General features: G+C 67.6%; 12 protein-coding genes and 1 pseudogene. 11 read left to right on the top strand and 2 right to left on the bottom strand.

The features are described 5' to 3' along the window. Positions 1-7: 7 nt before the first annotated feature. Complete coding sequence (gene iolC / locus HWX36_RS15950) at positions 8-1966, bottom strand: 5-dehydro-2-deoxygluconokinase (protein ID WP_175953004.1); 1959 nt, start codon at positions 1964-1966, stop codon at positions 8-10. 317 nt (positions 1967-2283) lie between these two features. Here iolC and HWX36_RS15945 point away from each other — a divergent pair, with 317 nt between their 5' ends. The 8 genes and pseudogenes from HWX36_RS15945 to HWX36_RS15910 all read left to right on the top strand — a co-directional run bounded on the left by HWX36_RS15945 (position 2284) and on the right by HWX36_RS15910 (position 11306). After that, positions 2284-3210: a sugar ABC transporter substrate-binding protein gene (locus tag HWX36_RS15945; protein WP_175953003.1), complete on the top strand. Its 927-nt coding sequence runs from the start codon at positions 2284-2286 to the stop codon at positions 3208-3210. A gap of 68 nt (positions 3211-3278) precedes the next feature. Further along, on the top strand, positions 3279-4862 hold the full coding sequence (locus HWX36_RS15940; RefSeq protein ID WP_175953002.1) for a sugar ABC transporter ATP-binding protein: 1584 nt from the start codon (positions 3279-3281) through the stop codon (positions 4860-4862). A gap of 26 nt (positions 4863-4888) precedes the next feature. Further along, positions 4889-5914 (top strand): ABC transporter permease, encoded by a 1026-nt coding sequence (locus HWX36_RS15935; protein ID WP_175953001.1) that lies wholly within the window; start codon positions 4889-4891, stop codon positions 5912-5914. A gap of 76 nt (positions 5915-5990) precedes the next feature. Beyond that, complete coding sequence (locus tag HWX36_RS15930) at positions 5991-6902, top strand: sugar phosphate isomerase/epimerase (RefSeq protein WP_175953000.1); 912 nt, start codon at positions 5991-5993, stop codon at positions 6900-6902. A gap of 59 nt (positions 6903-6961) precedes the next feature. Continuing rightward, entirely contained in the window at positions 6962-7975 is a 1014-nt protein-coding gene (locus HWX36_RS15925) for a Gfo/Idh/MocA family oxidoreductase (RefSeq protein ID WP_175952999.1), read from the top strand. Between the two features lie 32 nt (positions 7976-8007). Further along, positions 8008-8944, top strand: a pseudogene (locus HWX36_RS15920) (TIM barrel protein). A 32-nt stretch (positions 8945-8976) separates the two neighbouring features. Beyond that, complete coding sequence (locus HWX36_RS15915) at positions 8977-10149, top strand: Gfo/Idh/MocA family oxidoreductase (RefSeq protein ID WP_175952998.1); 1173 nt, start codon at positions 8977-8979, stop codon at positions 10147-10149. A 272-nt stretch (positions 10150-10421) separates the two neighbouring features. Next, positions 10422-11306, top strand: a complete 885-nt coding sequence (locus tag HWX36_RS15910) for a MurR/RpiR family transcriptional regulator (protein WP_175952997.1) — start codon at positions 10422-10424, stop codon at positions 11304-11306. Between the two features lie 59 nt (positions 11307-11365). On the opposite strand, the gene HWX36_RS15905 is transcribed toward HWX36_RS15910, so the two are convergent. Then, entirely contained in the window at positions 11366-12886 is a 1521-nt protein-coding gene (locus HWX36_RS15905) for a CoA-acylating methylmalonate-semialdehyde dehydrogenase (RefSeq protein ID WP_175952996.1), read from the bottom strand. 115 nt (positions 12887-13001) lie between these two features. On the opposite strand from HWX36_RS15905, the gene HWX36_RS15900 reads away from it, so the two are divergent. From HWX36_RS15900 to HWX36_RS15890, 3 genes are all read left to right on the top strand, one after another. Then, positions 13002-13937, top strand: coding sequence for a LysR family transcriptional regulator (locus HWX36_RS15900; RefSeq protein WP_175952995.1), 936 nt, complete (start codon positions 13002-13004; stop codon positions 13935-13937). Between the two features lie 117 nt (positions 13938-14054). Further along, positions 14055-14282, top strand: a complete 228-nt coding sequence (locus HWX36_RS15895) for a sulfurtransferase TusA family protein (protein WP_175952994.1) — start codon at positions 14055-14057, stop codon at positions 14280-14282. Between the two features lie 192 nt (positions 14283-14474). Next, a complete protein-coding gene (locus HWX36_RS15890) occupies positions 14475-14888 on the top strand; it encodes a peptidase (protein ID WP_175952993.1) in 414 nt (137 codons plus the stop codon). Positions 14889-15104 lie beyond the last annotated feature (216 nt).

The following is a 15104-nucleotide window of genomic DNA, read 5'->3' as shown; positions in this document are numbered from 1 at the left end:
TGTCGCGTCAGGCCGCGGCGGCGCGGGCGGCCGCGGCACGGCGGCCGAGCCACGCGTCGACCAGCTGCGCGAAGTTGCCGGCGACTTCGTCGATCAGCACCTGGTCGTCGATCCGGCCGGCAAACCAGTTCAGCGATGCATCGGCCCACAGCGTGCGCCCGACCATGAAGCCCTTGACGATCGGGTTGGTCGCCGAGCGGAAGCTGTCGACGAGGTATTGCAACGGCTGGTTCAGCCCGAGGATCACCGCGCCGCGGCAATGCGGGTCGCGCTCGGCGATCAGCGCGGCGAGCCGCGCCCAGCCGTCGGCGCTCAGCGGCGTGAGCTTCCACCATTCGGGCATCACGCCGAGGTTGTAGAAGCGCGCGATCGTGCGCAGCACCGCGTCGTCCTCGGTGCCGGCCGGTGTGACCGCGCGCGGCGGAATCATTTCCAGCAGGAGTTCGTTGCCGCTCGCGCGCGTGGCTTCCCACAGCTCCAGCACGCGCTGCTCCTGTTCGACGCGCAGGCCGACCGGGTCGTCCGGGTGATAGTGAACCAGGCACTTCACGACCTGTTCGGTCGGCCAGTGCGTGAGCGACGAGCCGATCGAGCGCGTTGCGTCGAAACGCAGCGGCCGGGAGCCCGGCAACTCGACCGGGCGGCCGACCCACCAGCCGCGTCCGGTCGCCGACGCAAGCGCGTCGCTGCCGTAGCCGCCGCCGTCGATCAGCACGCCGACATGGCCTTCGATATGACGATCGCGCTCGACCTGTTCGACCGCGCGCACGAGCAGGCGCTTCAGCGTCTTGATCCGCGCTTCGTCCGCGCCGGCCTGCATCGCGAGTTCGTAGAACTGGCTGCGATGGTCGAACGCCATCACGCACAGGTCGTCCCATTCGCGGCGCGGCACCGTCACGCGATGCAGGTGCGCGAGCGTGTGGTCGGCGTCGACCACCGGATGGCGGCTGCCGTCGAACCAGTGCGCGAGTTCGGCCGGCGTCGGCATCGCCGCGGAGCACGCATGGCGCGACACGACGATCGCGCCGCACGCGTTCGCGATGCGCGTCGATTCGGCCCAGTCGCGGCCGCGCAGCAGCCCCGACAGCAGGCCCGACAGGAATGCGTCGCCCGCGCCGAGCACGTTGAGCACCTCGACGCGTTCGCCGAGGAAGGTCGGCGCATCGTCGATGCGGGCGGGAATGTCGCCCTCGATCACGCAGCAGCCGAGCGCGCCGCGCTTGACGACCAGCGTCGCATTCGTGATCTTGCGTACCGCCTGCAACGAGCCGATCAGGTCGTGCGGCACGCCGCCCGCGATCAGGAATTCCTCCTCGGTGCCGACCAGCAGGTCGAATTCGCCGAGCACCTGCTGCAGTTGCCGCGTCACCTGCGCGTCCGGCACGTAGCGGTTCTCGCCCGCGCCGCGCGCGGTCAGCCCCCACAGCACGGGCCGGTAGTCGATGTCGAGAATCCGCACGACGCCGTGGCGACGCGCATGACCGAGCGCGGTCAGCGACGCCTCGCGCGTGCCCGGCGTCGACAGATGCGTGCCGGTGATCGCGAGCGCGCGGCAGCCGGCGATGAAGTCCTCGCTGATCTCGTCGGCGCGCACCGCCATGTCCGCGCAGTTCTCGCGCATGAACAGCAGCGGGAACGTGTCGCGATCCTTCAGCCCGAGCAGCACCAGCGCGGTGAGGCGCTCGCGGTCGGTCTGCAGCTGGCTCGTGTCGCAGCCTTCGCGCTCGAGCGTCTCGCGCAGGAAGCGGCCCATCTGCTCGTCGCCGACGCGCGAGATCATCGCGGTCTTCAGCCCCAGACGGGCCACGCCGAACGCGACGTTGCCGGACGAGCCGCCGAGATACATCTGGAAGCTGCGCGCGTCCTCCAGGCGGCTGCCGTACTGCTGCGCATAGAGATCCACGGCCACGCGGCCGAGGCAGGCGAGATCGATGGGGCGGTCACTCGGAAAGTTCAGCAGGCTCATATCACGTGTCACGCTCGCAGCCGGCGGTCGGCGATGCCGGCGGATTAGGGGACCGATCTTCCGGCGACGATCCGCACCGTGTACTGCACGACGCGGGACTGCCTGCCGCAAGGAATCGGGCTACGGAACGGAGTCTAGACTTTTTGGAAATCCAGTTCCCTAGGTGAAATCACGTAGAAATAAATTTCCAAAATTTCGAGGAAGTGATCTACAGTTTCATCCGGATGCTTCAGTCCCGATCGGACCAGATCGGACTCGGCCCGGCGGCGCGCAACGCGCCGTCTTCCGCCCCCCGGAGATGAGGAGACAGATTGATCATGAAGACCAAGCTGATGGCCGTCGCGGCCGCCGCGATCCTGGCTGCGCCGCTCGCGCATGCCGAGAAGATCGGCGTGACGATGGCGTCGTTCGACGACACGTTCCTGACCATCCTGCGCAACAGCATCGCCGATTCGGCGAAGAAGGACGGCGCGACGGTGCAGATCGAGGACGGCGGCAACGACGTCGGCAAGCAGTTGAGCCAGGTCCAGAACATGATCGCGCAGAAGGTCGACGCGATCATCGTGAACGCGGTCGATACCGATGCGACGCCGAAGATCACCAAGATGGTGACGGCCGCGAAGATCCCGCTCGTGTACGTGAACCGCAAGCCGGTCGATTTCGACAAGCTGCCGGCCGGCGTCGCGGTCGTCGCGTCCGACGAGAAGCAGTCGGGCACGCTGCAGGCGCGCCAGGTGTGCAAGCTGCTCGGCGGCAAGGGCGACCTTCTCGTGCTGATGGGCGAGCTGTCCAACGAATCGGCGCGCGCCCGCACGAAAGACATCGAGGACGTGATCGCGACGAAGGATTGCGCGGGCATGAAGATCGTCGACAAGCGCGAAGGCAAATGGAGCCGCACGCAGGGCCAGGACATCACGATGAACTGGCTGAGCTCCGGCACGAAGTACGACGCGATCATCTCCAACAACGACGAGATGGCGATCGGCGCGATCAACGCGCTGAAGGCCGCGCGCAAGTGGACGCCGAAGACGATCGTCGCCGGCATCGACGCGACGCCGGACGGCCTCGCGTCGATGAAGAGCGGCGAGCTGAAGGTGTCGGTGTACCAGAACGCGGCCGGGCAGGGACAACAGGCCGTCGCGGCCGCGCTCAAGCTCGCGAAGAAACAGCCCGTGGACCGTTACGTGAACGTGCCGTTCGAGCTCGTGACGCCCGAGAACATGAACCAGTACGCGAAGCACTGACCGGTGATCCGTTGAACTGCGCGGGCCCGGCATGGCCGGGTTCGCGCGCGACTTGTCGAGGAACGTCCATGTTTACAGCCAGAGTCGCGCGCCCGATGGCCGGCGACGATGCGCCGGCCCCTTCGTCAGGCTCGACCGGCGCGTCGGCCCCGCCGGCTTCTTCCGCCGCCGACTGCGTGCTCGAAGTGCGCGGCGTCGGCAAGTCCTTTCCCGGCGTCGTCGCGCTCGACGGCGTGCAGTTCCGCGTGCGTCGCGGCACCGTCCATGCGCTGATGGGCGAGAACGGCGCGGGCAAGTCGACGCTGATGAAGATCATCGCCGGCGTCTACACGCCCGACCAGGGCGAGATCCTGATCAACGGCGAGCCCGTCGTGCTGAACGGCCCGCTCGATGCGCTCGAGCGCGGCATCGCGATGATTCATCAGGAACTCAACCTGATGCCGTACATGACGGTCGCGGAGAACATCTGGATCCGTCGCGAACCGAAGAACCGCTTCGGCCTGATCGATCACGCCGCGCTGCGCCGCCAGACGGCCGAGCTGTTCGAACGGCTGTCGATCGACATCGATCCGGAAACCGACGTGCGGACGCTGACGGTCGCGAGCCGCCAGATGGTCGAGATCGCGAAGGCCGTGTCGTTCGACTCCGACGTGCTGATCATGGACGAGCCGACCTCCGCGCTGACCGACAAGGAAGTCACGCACCTGTTCCGGATCATTCGCCAGCTGCGCGAGCAGGGCAAGGGCATCGTCTACATCACGCACAAGATGAACGAGCTGTTCGAGATCGCCGACGAGTTCTCGGTGTTCCGCGACGGCAAGTACATCGGCACGCATGCATCGAGCGACGTCACGCGCGACGACATCATCCGTATGATGGTCGGACGCGAGATCACGCAGATGTTCCCGAAGGAGGAAGTGCCGATCGGCGACGTCGTGCTGTCGGTGAAGAACCTCGGCGTCGAAGGCGTGTTCCGCGACGTGAGTTTCGAGCTGCACGCGGGCGAGATCCTCGGCGTGGCCGGCCTGGTCGGCTCGGGGCGCTCGAACGTCGCGGAGGCGCTGTTCGGCGTCGTGCCGGCCACGTCGGGCGAGATCCGGATCGACGGCAAGCCGGTGCGCATCGCGACGCCCGCGCAGGCGATGAAGCACGGGATGGCCTTCCTCACCGAAGACCGCAAGGACACCGGCTGTTTCCTGAATCTCGACCTGCTCGCGAACATGGAAGCCGCGGTGCTCAGACACCGCTACGTGAAGTTCAATTTCGTGCGGCAGGCGCAACTGAAACGCGACTGCGAGGAAATGAGCCGGATGCTGCGCGTGAAGTCGCCCGGGCTGCACGAGGAAATCCAGAACCTGTCGGGCGGCAACCAGCAGAAGGTGCTGATCGGCCGGTGGCTGCTCACGCAGCCGCGCATCCTGATCCTCGACGAACCGACGCGCGGCATCGACGTCGGCGCGAAGGCCGAGATTCACCGGCTCGTCAGCGCGCTTGCCGGCAAGGGCGTCGCGGTGCTGATGATCTCGTCGGAGATGCCGGAGGTGCTGGGAATGAGCGATCGCGTGATGGTGATGCACGAAGGGCGCATGACCGGCATCGTCGATCGCAAGGACGCCGACCAGGTCCGCATCATGGATCTCGCGTCGCGCTGAGCCGAAACAAGATTGGAGACATAGCAATGGGCAACCTGAACCCGGTCGCGGATGCGCAGACCATGACCGTCAAGACGCGGCACATGAAATGGCCGCCCGAGCTGAGCATCTTCCTGGTGCTCGTCGGCATCAGCCTGTTCTTCGAGATCGTCGGCTGGATCGTCGTCGGCCAGAGCTTCCTGTTCAACGCCGAGCGGCTCGAGATCATCGTGCTGCAGATGGCCGTGATCGGCATCATCGCGGTCGGCGTGAACCTCGTGATCATCACCAGCGGGATCGACCTGTCGTCGGGCTCGGTCGTGGCCGCCGCGGCGGTCGTCTCGGCGAGCCTCGCACAGGTGTCCGACTTCCCGCGCGCGGTGTTTCCGCACCTGACCGACCTGCCGATCATCTGGCCCGTGCTGGCCGGCGTATGCGTCGGGCTGCTGGTCGGCCTGCTGAACGGCTCGCTGATCGCGATGACGGGCATCCCGCCGTTCATCGCGACGCTCGGCACGATGGTGGCCGCGCGCGGCTTCGCGAAGTGGTTCACCAACGGGATGCCGGTGTCGATGCTGACCGACCCGTTCGCGGCCATCGGCGCGGGCGCCAACCCGGTGATCATCTTTCTCGTGATCGCCGCGATCTTCCACGTGGTGCTGCGCTACACGCGCTTCGGCAAGTACACCTACGCGATCGGCGCGAACCGTCACGCGGCCGTCGTGTCGGGCATCAACGTCACGCGCCACCTGATCTTCGTCTACGCGATCGCGGGCCTCCTGAGCGGGATCGCCGGCACCGTGACGGCCGCGCGGGCGATCTCGGGCCAGTCGGGCATGGGCGTGATGTACGAGCTCGACGCGATCGCGGCGGTCGTGATCGGCGGCACGTCGCTGTCGGGCGGCCTTGGCCGCGTGACGGGCACCGTGATCGGCGTGCTGATCCTCGGCGTGATGACGTCGGGCTTTACGTTCATCCGCATCGACGCGTATTACCAGGAGATGGTCAAGGGCGCGATCATCGTCGCGGCCGTGATCGCCGACCAGTACCGCAACAAGAAGAAGCGCCGCTGACCCTTCGTGCATTGCCGGACGAGGGCGGCACGTGCCGCCGCCTTCGTCCGGAACCCGCCACCGTCGAGGACTTTCGATGAAGATCGCGCTGGACCCGTACATGATTCGCCACCTGCCGCTCGACCGCCTGCCGCATGCGGTGGCCGAGCTCGGCTACGACCAGATCGAGCTGTCGCCGCGCAGCGACTTTCTCGACTGGTGGGTGATGCCGCGCGCGACCCGCGAGCGCATGGCCGCGTTCCGCCAGGCGATGCGCGCGAGCGGCGTCGGCCTCGCGTCGCTGCAGCCGATGTACCGCTGGGCGAGCCCGTTCGACGACGAGCGGCAATGGGCCGTGCGTTGCTGGAAGAAGGCGATCGAGGTGGCGGTCGAGATGGAGTGCGCGCTGATGGTGTCGGAGTTCGGGCGCGGCGCGTCGCCCGAGCGTTCGGTCGGCGAGCGGCCGGGGGCGAACCCGAAGGAGCTGTGCGAAGCCGCGTGGTTCCGCTCGATGGACGAATTGCTGCCGATTCTGGAGCGCGAACGCGTCGTGCTGTCGGTCGAGCCGCATCCGGAGGACTGGATCGAGCAGCTGCAGCCGGCGATCGACATCGTCACGAATATCGGCTCCCCGTCGCTGAAGCTGTCGTACATCGCGCCGCACACGTTCTACTACGGCGACGACATGGCCGCGATGATCGCGCAGGCTGCGCCGATCCTCGCACACGTGCGTGTGGCCGACACCTTCGACCACCGCAAGAGCAGCCAGCTGCGCTACATCGTGAACCCGCCGGGTTCGAACCAGATCCGCGTGCACCAGCATCTCGACATCGGGCAGGGCGAGATCGACTGGGACGTGTTTTTTCGCGCGCTCGGCGCGGCCGGCTTCGACGGCGTGATGTCGTCGTGCGTGTTCGCGTGGGAAGACCGTGCGGAAGCATCGTCGCGCTACATGCGCGACACGATCCAGCGCTACGTCGATCGTCATTTCGATCGTACGGCGCGCTGACGAATGGCTGACCGGTGCGGTGCGTGCCGCACCGCCAATGAACGAATGGAGACTATTAGATGACCTTGCAAATCGGCGTGATCGGCTGCGGCGCGATCGGCCAGGACCATATCCGCAGACTGACCCGCACGCTGTCCGGCGCGCGCGTCGTGGCCGTCAACGACATCGATCCGCGGCAGGCGCGCGACGCGGTGACGAAGTACGGGCTCGAAGCGGAGATCTACGGCGACGGCCACGAGGTGGTCGCGGCCGCCGACGTGCAGGCCGTGCTCGTCACGTCGTGGGGGCCGACGCACGAAGCGTTCGTGCTCGACGCGATCGCGCACGGCAAGCCGGTGTTCTGCGAGAAGCCGCTGGCCGTCACGGCCGACGGCTGCATGCGGATCGTCGAAGCCGAAGTCGCGCACGGCAAGCGGCTCGTGCAGGTCGGTTTCATGCGGCCGTACGACGAAGGCTACCGCGCGCTGAAGCGCGTGATCGACAGCGGCGAGATCGGCGCGCCGCTGATGCTGCATTGCGCGCACCGCAACCAGTCGGTCGGCGAGCGCTACACGACCGACATGGCGATCACCGACACGCTGATCCACGAACTCGACGTGCTGCGCTGGCTGCTCGGCGAGGACTATGTGAGTACGCAGGTCGTCTATCCGAAGAAGACGCGCCATGCGTCCTCGCATCTCGCCGATCCGCAGATCGTGCTGCTGGAAACCGCGAGCGGCGTGCGCATCGACGTCGAGATCTTCGTGAACTGCCAGTACGGCTATGACATCCAGTGCGAGGTGGTCGGCGAGCAGGGCATCGCGAAGCTGCCCGATCCGCCGGCCGTCGGGCTCAAGCATGCGGCACGGCAGTCGGTCGAGATCATGACCGACTGGAAGGAGCGTTTCATCGCGTCGTACGACGTCGAGCTGCAGGCGTTCATCGACGGTGTGCGGCAGGGCGCGCTGACCGGCCCGTCCGCGTGGGACGGCTACGCGGCGGCGGTCGCGGCCGATGCGTGCGTGCGCGCACAGAAGAGCGGCGCGGTCGAACCGATCGCGATGGCCGAACGCCCTGCGTTCTATCGCGGCTGAACTGCGGCCGCCTGTCTGCCGGACTGACCGACATGACGATGAAGATGGGTTGCGCACCGTGCTGCTGGGGTGTCGACGACGTGAAGAACCCGCATCTGCCGCCGTGGCGGCAGGTGCTCGCCGAGGCCGCGCAGGCCGGCTACTCGGGCATCGAGCTGGGGCCTTACGGCTACATCCCGCTCGAACTGGACGTGGTGAGCGCCGAGCTCGAGCGGCAACGCCTGAACATCACCGCGGGCACGATCTTCGACGATCTCGTGTCGCCGGAGAACCTGCCGAACCTGCTGCGCCAGACCCGCGACATCTGCACGCTGATCACGCGGCTGCCCAGGCTGCCGACGCAGGACGGCCAGCGCCATGCGGCGCCGTACCTGGTCGTGATGGACTGGGGCCACGAGGAGCGCGACGACGCGGCCGGCCACGGCGATCGTGCGCCGCGGCTGTCGGACGAGCGCTGGTCGACGATGGTCGACGATGGTCGACCATATCCGGCAGATCGCGACGATCGCGCGCGACGAGTTCGGCGTGCGCGCGGCGATTCATCCGCATGCGGGCGGCTACATCGAGTTCGCGGACGAAATCGACCGGATCGTCGCGGACATTCCGGCCGACACGGCCGGCCTCTGTCTCGACACGGGCCACCTGTACTACTCGGGCATGGACCCGGAAACGTGGCTGCGCCGTCACGCAGTGCGCGTCGACTACGTGCATTTCAAGGACATCGACGCGGCCGTGTACGACGCGGTGATGGGCGAGCACATCGCGTTCTTCGCCGCGTGCGCGCGCGGCGTGATGTGCCCGATCGGCACCGGCGTGCTCGACTACCGCGCGATCCGCCACGCGCTCGACGAGATCGGCTACGCCGGTTACATCACGATCGAGCAGGAGCGCGATCCGCGCAACGCCGGCACGAGCCTGCGCGACGTCGCCGCGAGCCGCGCGTTTCTCGCGTCGGCCGGTTTTGCATGATCTTGTGAACACGCACCAGGAACACCACCATCATGATTGACGGACAGATTCTCCTTGGACATTCGATTCGCTGGGGCATGGTCGGCGGCGGGCTCGGCAGCCAGATCGGCTACAGCCACCGGTCGGCCGCGTTGCGCGACGGCAGCTTCCAGCTGGTCGCCGGCGCGTTCGACCTCGACCCCGAACGCGGCCGCCAGTTCGGCGTGAAGCTCGGCGTCGCGGCCGAACGCTGCTATCCCGACTACGCGACGATGTTCGACGCGGAGGCGCGGCGCCCGGACGGGATCCGCGCGGTGTCGATCGCAACGCCGAACAACACCCACTTCGAGATCTGCCGCGCCGCGCTGAACGCGGGGCTGCACGTGGTCTGCGAGAAGCCGCTGTGCTTCACGACCGAGGAGGCCGAAGCGCTGCAGCGGCTGTCGGTCGAGAAGAACCGGATCGTCGGCGTCGCGTACGGGTATTCCGGATACCAGATGATCGAGCAGGCGCGCGAGATGATCGCGCGCGGCGATCTCGGCGAAATCCGCATCGTGCAGATGCAGTTCGCGCACGGCTTTCACAGCGAGGGCGTCGAGGCCGCGAGCGCGGCCGCGCGCTGGCGCGTCGACCCGAAGTTCGCGGGCCCGAGCTACGTGCTCGGCGACATCGGCACGCATCCGCTGTACCTCTCCGAAGTGATGGCGCCCGAGCTGAAGATCCGGCGGCTGATGTGTTCGCGGCAGAGCTTCGTGAAAAGCCGCGCGCCGCTGGAAGACAATGCGTTCACGATCATGGAATACGACACCGGCGCGGTCGGCTACGTGTGGTCGAGCGCGGTGAACGCGGGCTCGATGCACAGCCAGAAGGTGCGCGTGATCGGCTCGAAGGCGAGCGTCGAGTGGTGGGACGAGCATCCGAACCAGTTGCGCTACGAAGTGCAGGGGCAGCCCGCGCAGGTGCTCGATCGCGGGATGGGCTACCTGCATCCGGCGGCGTTGCGCGAGGATCGGATCGGCGCCGGGCATCCGGAAGGGCTGTTCGAGGCGTGGTCGAATCTCTACGCGCGCTTCGCGCTCGCGATGGATGCGGCCGATCGCGGCGACGCCGCCGCGTTGAAGACCATCCGCTATCCGGACGTCCATGCGGGCGTGGAGGGCGTGCGCTGGGTCGAGAACTGCGTGCGTTCCGCCGATGCGGGCGGCGTGTGGGTCGACTATCGCTGAGCAGGGCAGGCCGGTTGCGCCACGCGCTGCCGTGGCGGCCGGCCTTGGTAGACACCCTGATCTTTACGACGCCGCGAGAGCGTTGGACAATCGCTTACAGTATCGCCGTGGAGCGTAGGCAAGTGATGATCGAGCGCGTGGGAGCGAGCGTGCGGCGCGGGCCGGGCCGCAAACGTGATTAAATTCGCCCTTCATGCATGTATCCAGGTGAGCCCCGGGCCGCGCCCGCCCGCATCGCGCGCGCATCGGGGCCGTCAATTTCGCGCTATCCGATGAGTTCATCCGAGAAACCTCCCGCCACCGTCGAGCAGTTCCTGCAGCACCTGACGCAGGAGTACGACGGCCTCAGCAATCGCCTGAAGGTGATCGCACGCCACGTGGAAACGCATCGGGACCAGCTTGGGCTGGAAGGCATCCAGTCGCTCGCGGAGGCATGCGGCGTCCAGCCGTCGGCCGTCGTGCGCTTCGCGAAGCACTTCGGCTTTTCCGGCTTTTCCGAGATGCAGCGGCTGTTCCGCGAAGGGCTCGCGCAGCAGATCGCGCCGGGGCGGGCATACAACCTGCGGTTGCGCGACGTGATCGAAGCGGGCTCGTCGAGCCTGCAGCCTGAGCAGATCGCCGACGAATTCATCAAGGGCAGCATCGCCGGGATGCAGCAACTGCGGCAGACGCTCGATTCGCAGGCGCTCGCGCAGGCCGTCGACCTGCTCGCCGACACGCAGGCGATCTGGATCGCGGGCTCGCGGCGCGCGTTTCCGATCGCGGTGTACCTCGACTATGCGCTGCAGCACACCGACAAGCGCATCGGGCTGTTCAGCGCGCTCGGCAGCATGCATCTCGGGCAGATCCGCTCGGTGCGCGCGGGCGACGTGATGATCGTCATCTCGTTCATGCCGTATGCGGAGGAAACGGTGCAGGTCGCGCAGCAGGCCGTGCAGCGCGGCGCGCGGCTGATCGCGATCACCGACAGCCGGATGAGCCCGCTCGCGCGCGAGGCCGAGGTGACGCTGATGGTGCAGGACAGCGCGACGTTCGGCTTCCGCGCGCTGACCGCCACGATGGGCCTCGCGCAGAGCCTGTTCGTCGCGCTCGCGTACCGGCTCGAACTGTCGTACCTGCCGACCGCCGACGGCGCCCACGACACGAAGGCCGGCTGACGCATCCTGCCGCCGCGCCGCCCGCTCGACCGATCCGCGGGCGGTGTGCCGTCAGGCGGTTACTTCGCGGTCGGCATCGCGAATTCGGCCCCCTTGCCGATGCTCGACGACCAGCGCTGCATCACCGACTTCTGGCGCGTGTAGAAGCGCACGCCTTCCTCGCCGTACGCATGCATGTCGCCGAACAGGCTCTTCTTCCAGCCGCCGAAGCCATGCCACGCCATCGGCACCGGAATCGGCACGTTGATGCCGACCATCCCGACCTGGATGCGCCGCGAGAACTCGCGCGCGATGCCGCCATCGCTCGTGAAGCACGACACGCCGTTGCCGAATTCGTGCGCGTTGATCAGGTCGACCGCTTCGCCGAAATCCTTCACGCGCACGCAGCCGAGCACGGGCCCGAAGATTTCTTCCTTGTAGATGCGCATCTCGGGCGTCACGTGGTCGAACAGCGTGCCGCCGGTGAAGAAGCCTGCCTCGCGGCCCGGCACGCGCAGCCCGCGGCCGTCGACCACCAGTTGCGCGCCTTCGTTCACGCCTTGCTCGATGTAGCCTTCGATGCGCTTGAGTGCGTCGCCGGTGACGATCGGGCCCATCTCGACTTCCGGTTGCATGCCGTCGCCGATCACCAGCTTGCGCGCGCGCTCGGCTACCAGCGGCACGATCCTGTCCGCAATGTCGCCAACCAGCACCGCGACGCTGATCGCCATGCAGCGTTCGCCGGCCGAGCCGTACGCGGCGCCGATCAGCGCATCGACCGCCTGCTCGAGGTTCGCGTCGGGCATCACGACGAGGTGATTCTTCGCGCCGCCGAGCGCCTGCACACGCTTGCCGGATTGCACCGCGCGCTGCTGCACGTAGGCCGCGATCGGCGTCGAGCCGACGAAGCTGACGGCCTGCACGTCGGGGTGGTCGAGCAGCGCGTCGACCGCGCCCTTGTCGCCCTGCACGACGTTGAACACGCCGGCCGGCAGCCCGGCCTGCGTGAGCAGGTCGGCGATGAACAGGGCCGCCGACGGGTCTCGCTCGCTCGGCTTCAGCACGAAGGTGTTGCCCGTCGCGATCGCGACCGGGAACATCCAGCACGGCACCATGCACGGGAAGTTGAACGGCGTGATGCCCGCGACGACGCCGAGCGGCTGGCGCATCGTCCAGTTGTCGATGCCGGTGCTGACCTGGTCGGTGAAGTCGCCCTTCAGGAGCTGCGGCACGCCGCACGCGAATTCGACGATGTCGATGCCGCGGGCGACTTCGCCCTGCGCGTCGGAGAACACCTTGCCGTGCTCGGCCGTAATGATCGCCGCGAGTGCGTCGCGGTGCTCGTTCATCAGTTGCAGGAAGCGGTGCAGGATGCGTGCACGGCGGATCGGCGGCGTCGCGGCCCAGGCCGGGAACGCGGCGTGGGCCGACGCGACGGCCTGCTGCACTTCGCTGTTGTCGGCGAGCGCCACGCGGCGCACCGCGCGGCCGAGCGCGGGATTGAGGACGTCCTGGAAGCGGCCGCTGCGGCCGGCGACGGGCGCGCCGTCGACGTAGTGGCCGACGTCGGCGTCGGAGCTGTACGCGGGAACCGGATTCATCGTGTCTCCTGAGGTAATCGGGTGGGGGTGGACAGCCCCAAGTCTAGGCAAACGCGCGGGGCCGGAGAAGGCCGCGCAGCTTGATTCACTGTTCAGAATTCTGAATAATCACTGGATGAATCAGCAAAATGTCCAGGCGCTCTGGCCGCACATCCATTCGCTGACGGTACTGGCTGCGGCCGGCAGTTTCACGGCCGCCGCGCAGCGGCTCGGCATCAGCAAGGCCGCGATGAGCCAGCGCATCGCCGATCTCGAAAAGGCCGCCGCCGTGCCGCTCGTGCGTCGCACGACGCGCAGCGTGCGGCTTACCGACGCGGGCCAGACGCTCGTCGACAGCACGCGCGACGCGTTCGAATCGATCGGGCAGCACTTCGCGCGCGTGAAGGACCTGGCCGGGGAACCGCGCGGGCTGCTGCGCTTGACGGTGCCGGTCGCGCTCGGGCGCCAGCAGGTCGTGCCGCACCTGCCCGATTTCCTGCGGCAGCATCCGGGCGTGCAGATCGAGCTCGACCTGTCGGACCGTCTGCATTCGCTGACGCAGGAGGGTTTCGACCTCGCGATCCGCCATACCACCACGGCGCCGCAGACCCACGTCGCATGGAAGCTGTGCGACACGCGTTCGCTGCTCGTCGCGAGCCGCGACTACCTCGACGCGCGCGGGTCGCCGCGACACCCGGGCGAACTCGTCGAGCACAGCTGCCTGTGCTACCTGCGCGACAACGAGCCGGCCGCATGGAGCTTCGAGCCGCACGGCCGGCGGCGCGAGCGCGTGAGCGTGCCGGTGCGCGGCAGCTTCGCGGCGAACAACAGCGAGGCGATGCGCGAGGCCGCGCTCGGCGGGCTCGGCATCGCGCTGCTGCCGGATTTCAGCGCGCAGCGCGATCTCGACGCCGGCCGGCTGGTCGCGCTGCTCGATGGCTGGCGGCCGTCGGGCGCGTTCGGCGACCACATCTTCGCGATCCGCCCGTACAGCCCGGTCGTGCCGAGCGCGGTGCGCGCGCTCGTTCGGCACCTGCGCGAACGGCTCGCGGGCGGCTTTTCGGGCGCCTGAGTCCGGTGGCCGCGGGCGCCGGGCTGCCGGCGGCCCCGGCAGGCACGGCGGCGCTGCGGTAAAATCCCGGCTTCATTCCGCGCCTTGGATGGCGCGACATTCGAAGGTCGACAGCCGATGCAGATTCACAAGGAAGTGGACGCGCGCGGGCTCAATTGCCCGTTGCCGATCCTGCGTGCCAAGAAAGCGCTCGCCGACATGGAAAGCGGGCAAATCCTCAAGGTGCTCGCGACCGATCCCGGTTCGCAGCGCGATTTCGCCGCGTTCGCGAAGCAGACGGGCAACGAGATCGTCGAATCGATGACGCAGGACAAGACCTTCGTGTTCCTGATGCGCCGCCGCTGACGGCGCGCATCATGGCGCCGGCCGCACATCGCCGGCCACGCTTTTCTGACAATTCTTAAAACTCGCTTCGCGATCGGCTGCGTATACTGACCCGGCCGGTCGTCCGCTCCCAGCGGATGCGCCGGCCAGGTACGTCGTATGGCAGGCACGGGGGCCATGCCTGACGCTACCGTCGTACAACGGGGAGAGGACATGTCCTTCAGACCAGGGACCATTCGAAGTCCGTCCGGAGCGGGACGCAGCGTATCGGGACTGAGCCGTATCGAGCTTGACCCGCAACAGGACCGCCACGCGCGTGCCGCGCTGGAGGCCTACGCGGATTCGGCCGCGGCCGAGATGCCGTGGCTGGCCGAGTGGCTCGACGAACGGCTGCGCGATGCCGCGCAGGACGACGGCTCGGGCCTGACCTACTGCGGTGCGACGATCGAGCGCGTGTTCGATCTGGCGCAGGCGTGGGCGGCGAGCCAGCCGGACTATGCGGCTGCTGCGTGGGAGCGCGTGCGCGGCCAGCTGCAGCGGATGCTGGCACAAGCGGCGCGTCCGGAGCCGCTGTCGCATCGCGTGCCGGACGATGATGTTGCCGAGCAGGTGGCGGGCATCGATTAGGCGCTCGATTGCACGGCGGGAAGGATTATTCGAAGAAAAGACGGTAGTCCGCGCAATTTATTGGCGAATTTCATACTACTATGATGAAATCGCCGGTTCGTCCGTGCCCCGTTTTTGAGATATTTAGCCGGGGTCGCCGGTTTGCGCAGGTGGCGCGAGCGGCGAACGACGGCTCGCCGGCCGGTATCCGGAAGCCGCGCGTGTTGCGCGGCCGGG

Origin of the sequence: Burkholderia sp. BCC0405, assembly GCF_902833075.1 — a bacterium.
Lineage (GTDB): Bacteria > Pseudomonadota > Gammaproteobacteria > Burkholderiales > Burkholderiaceae > Burkholderia.
This window is presented reverse-complemented; position numbering and strand designations above follow the sequence as displayed.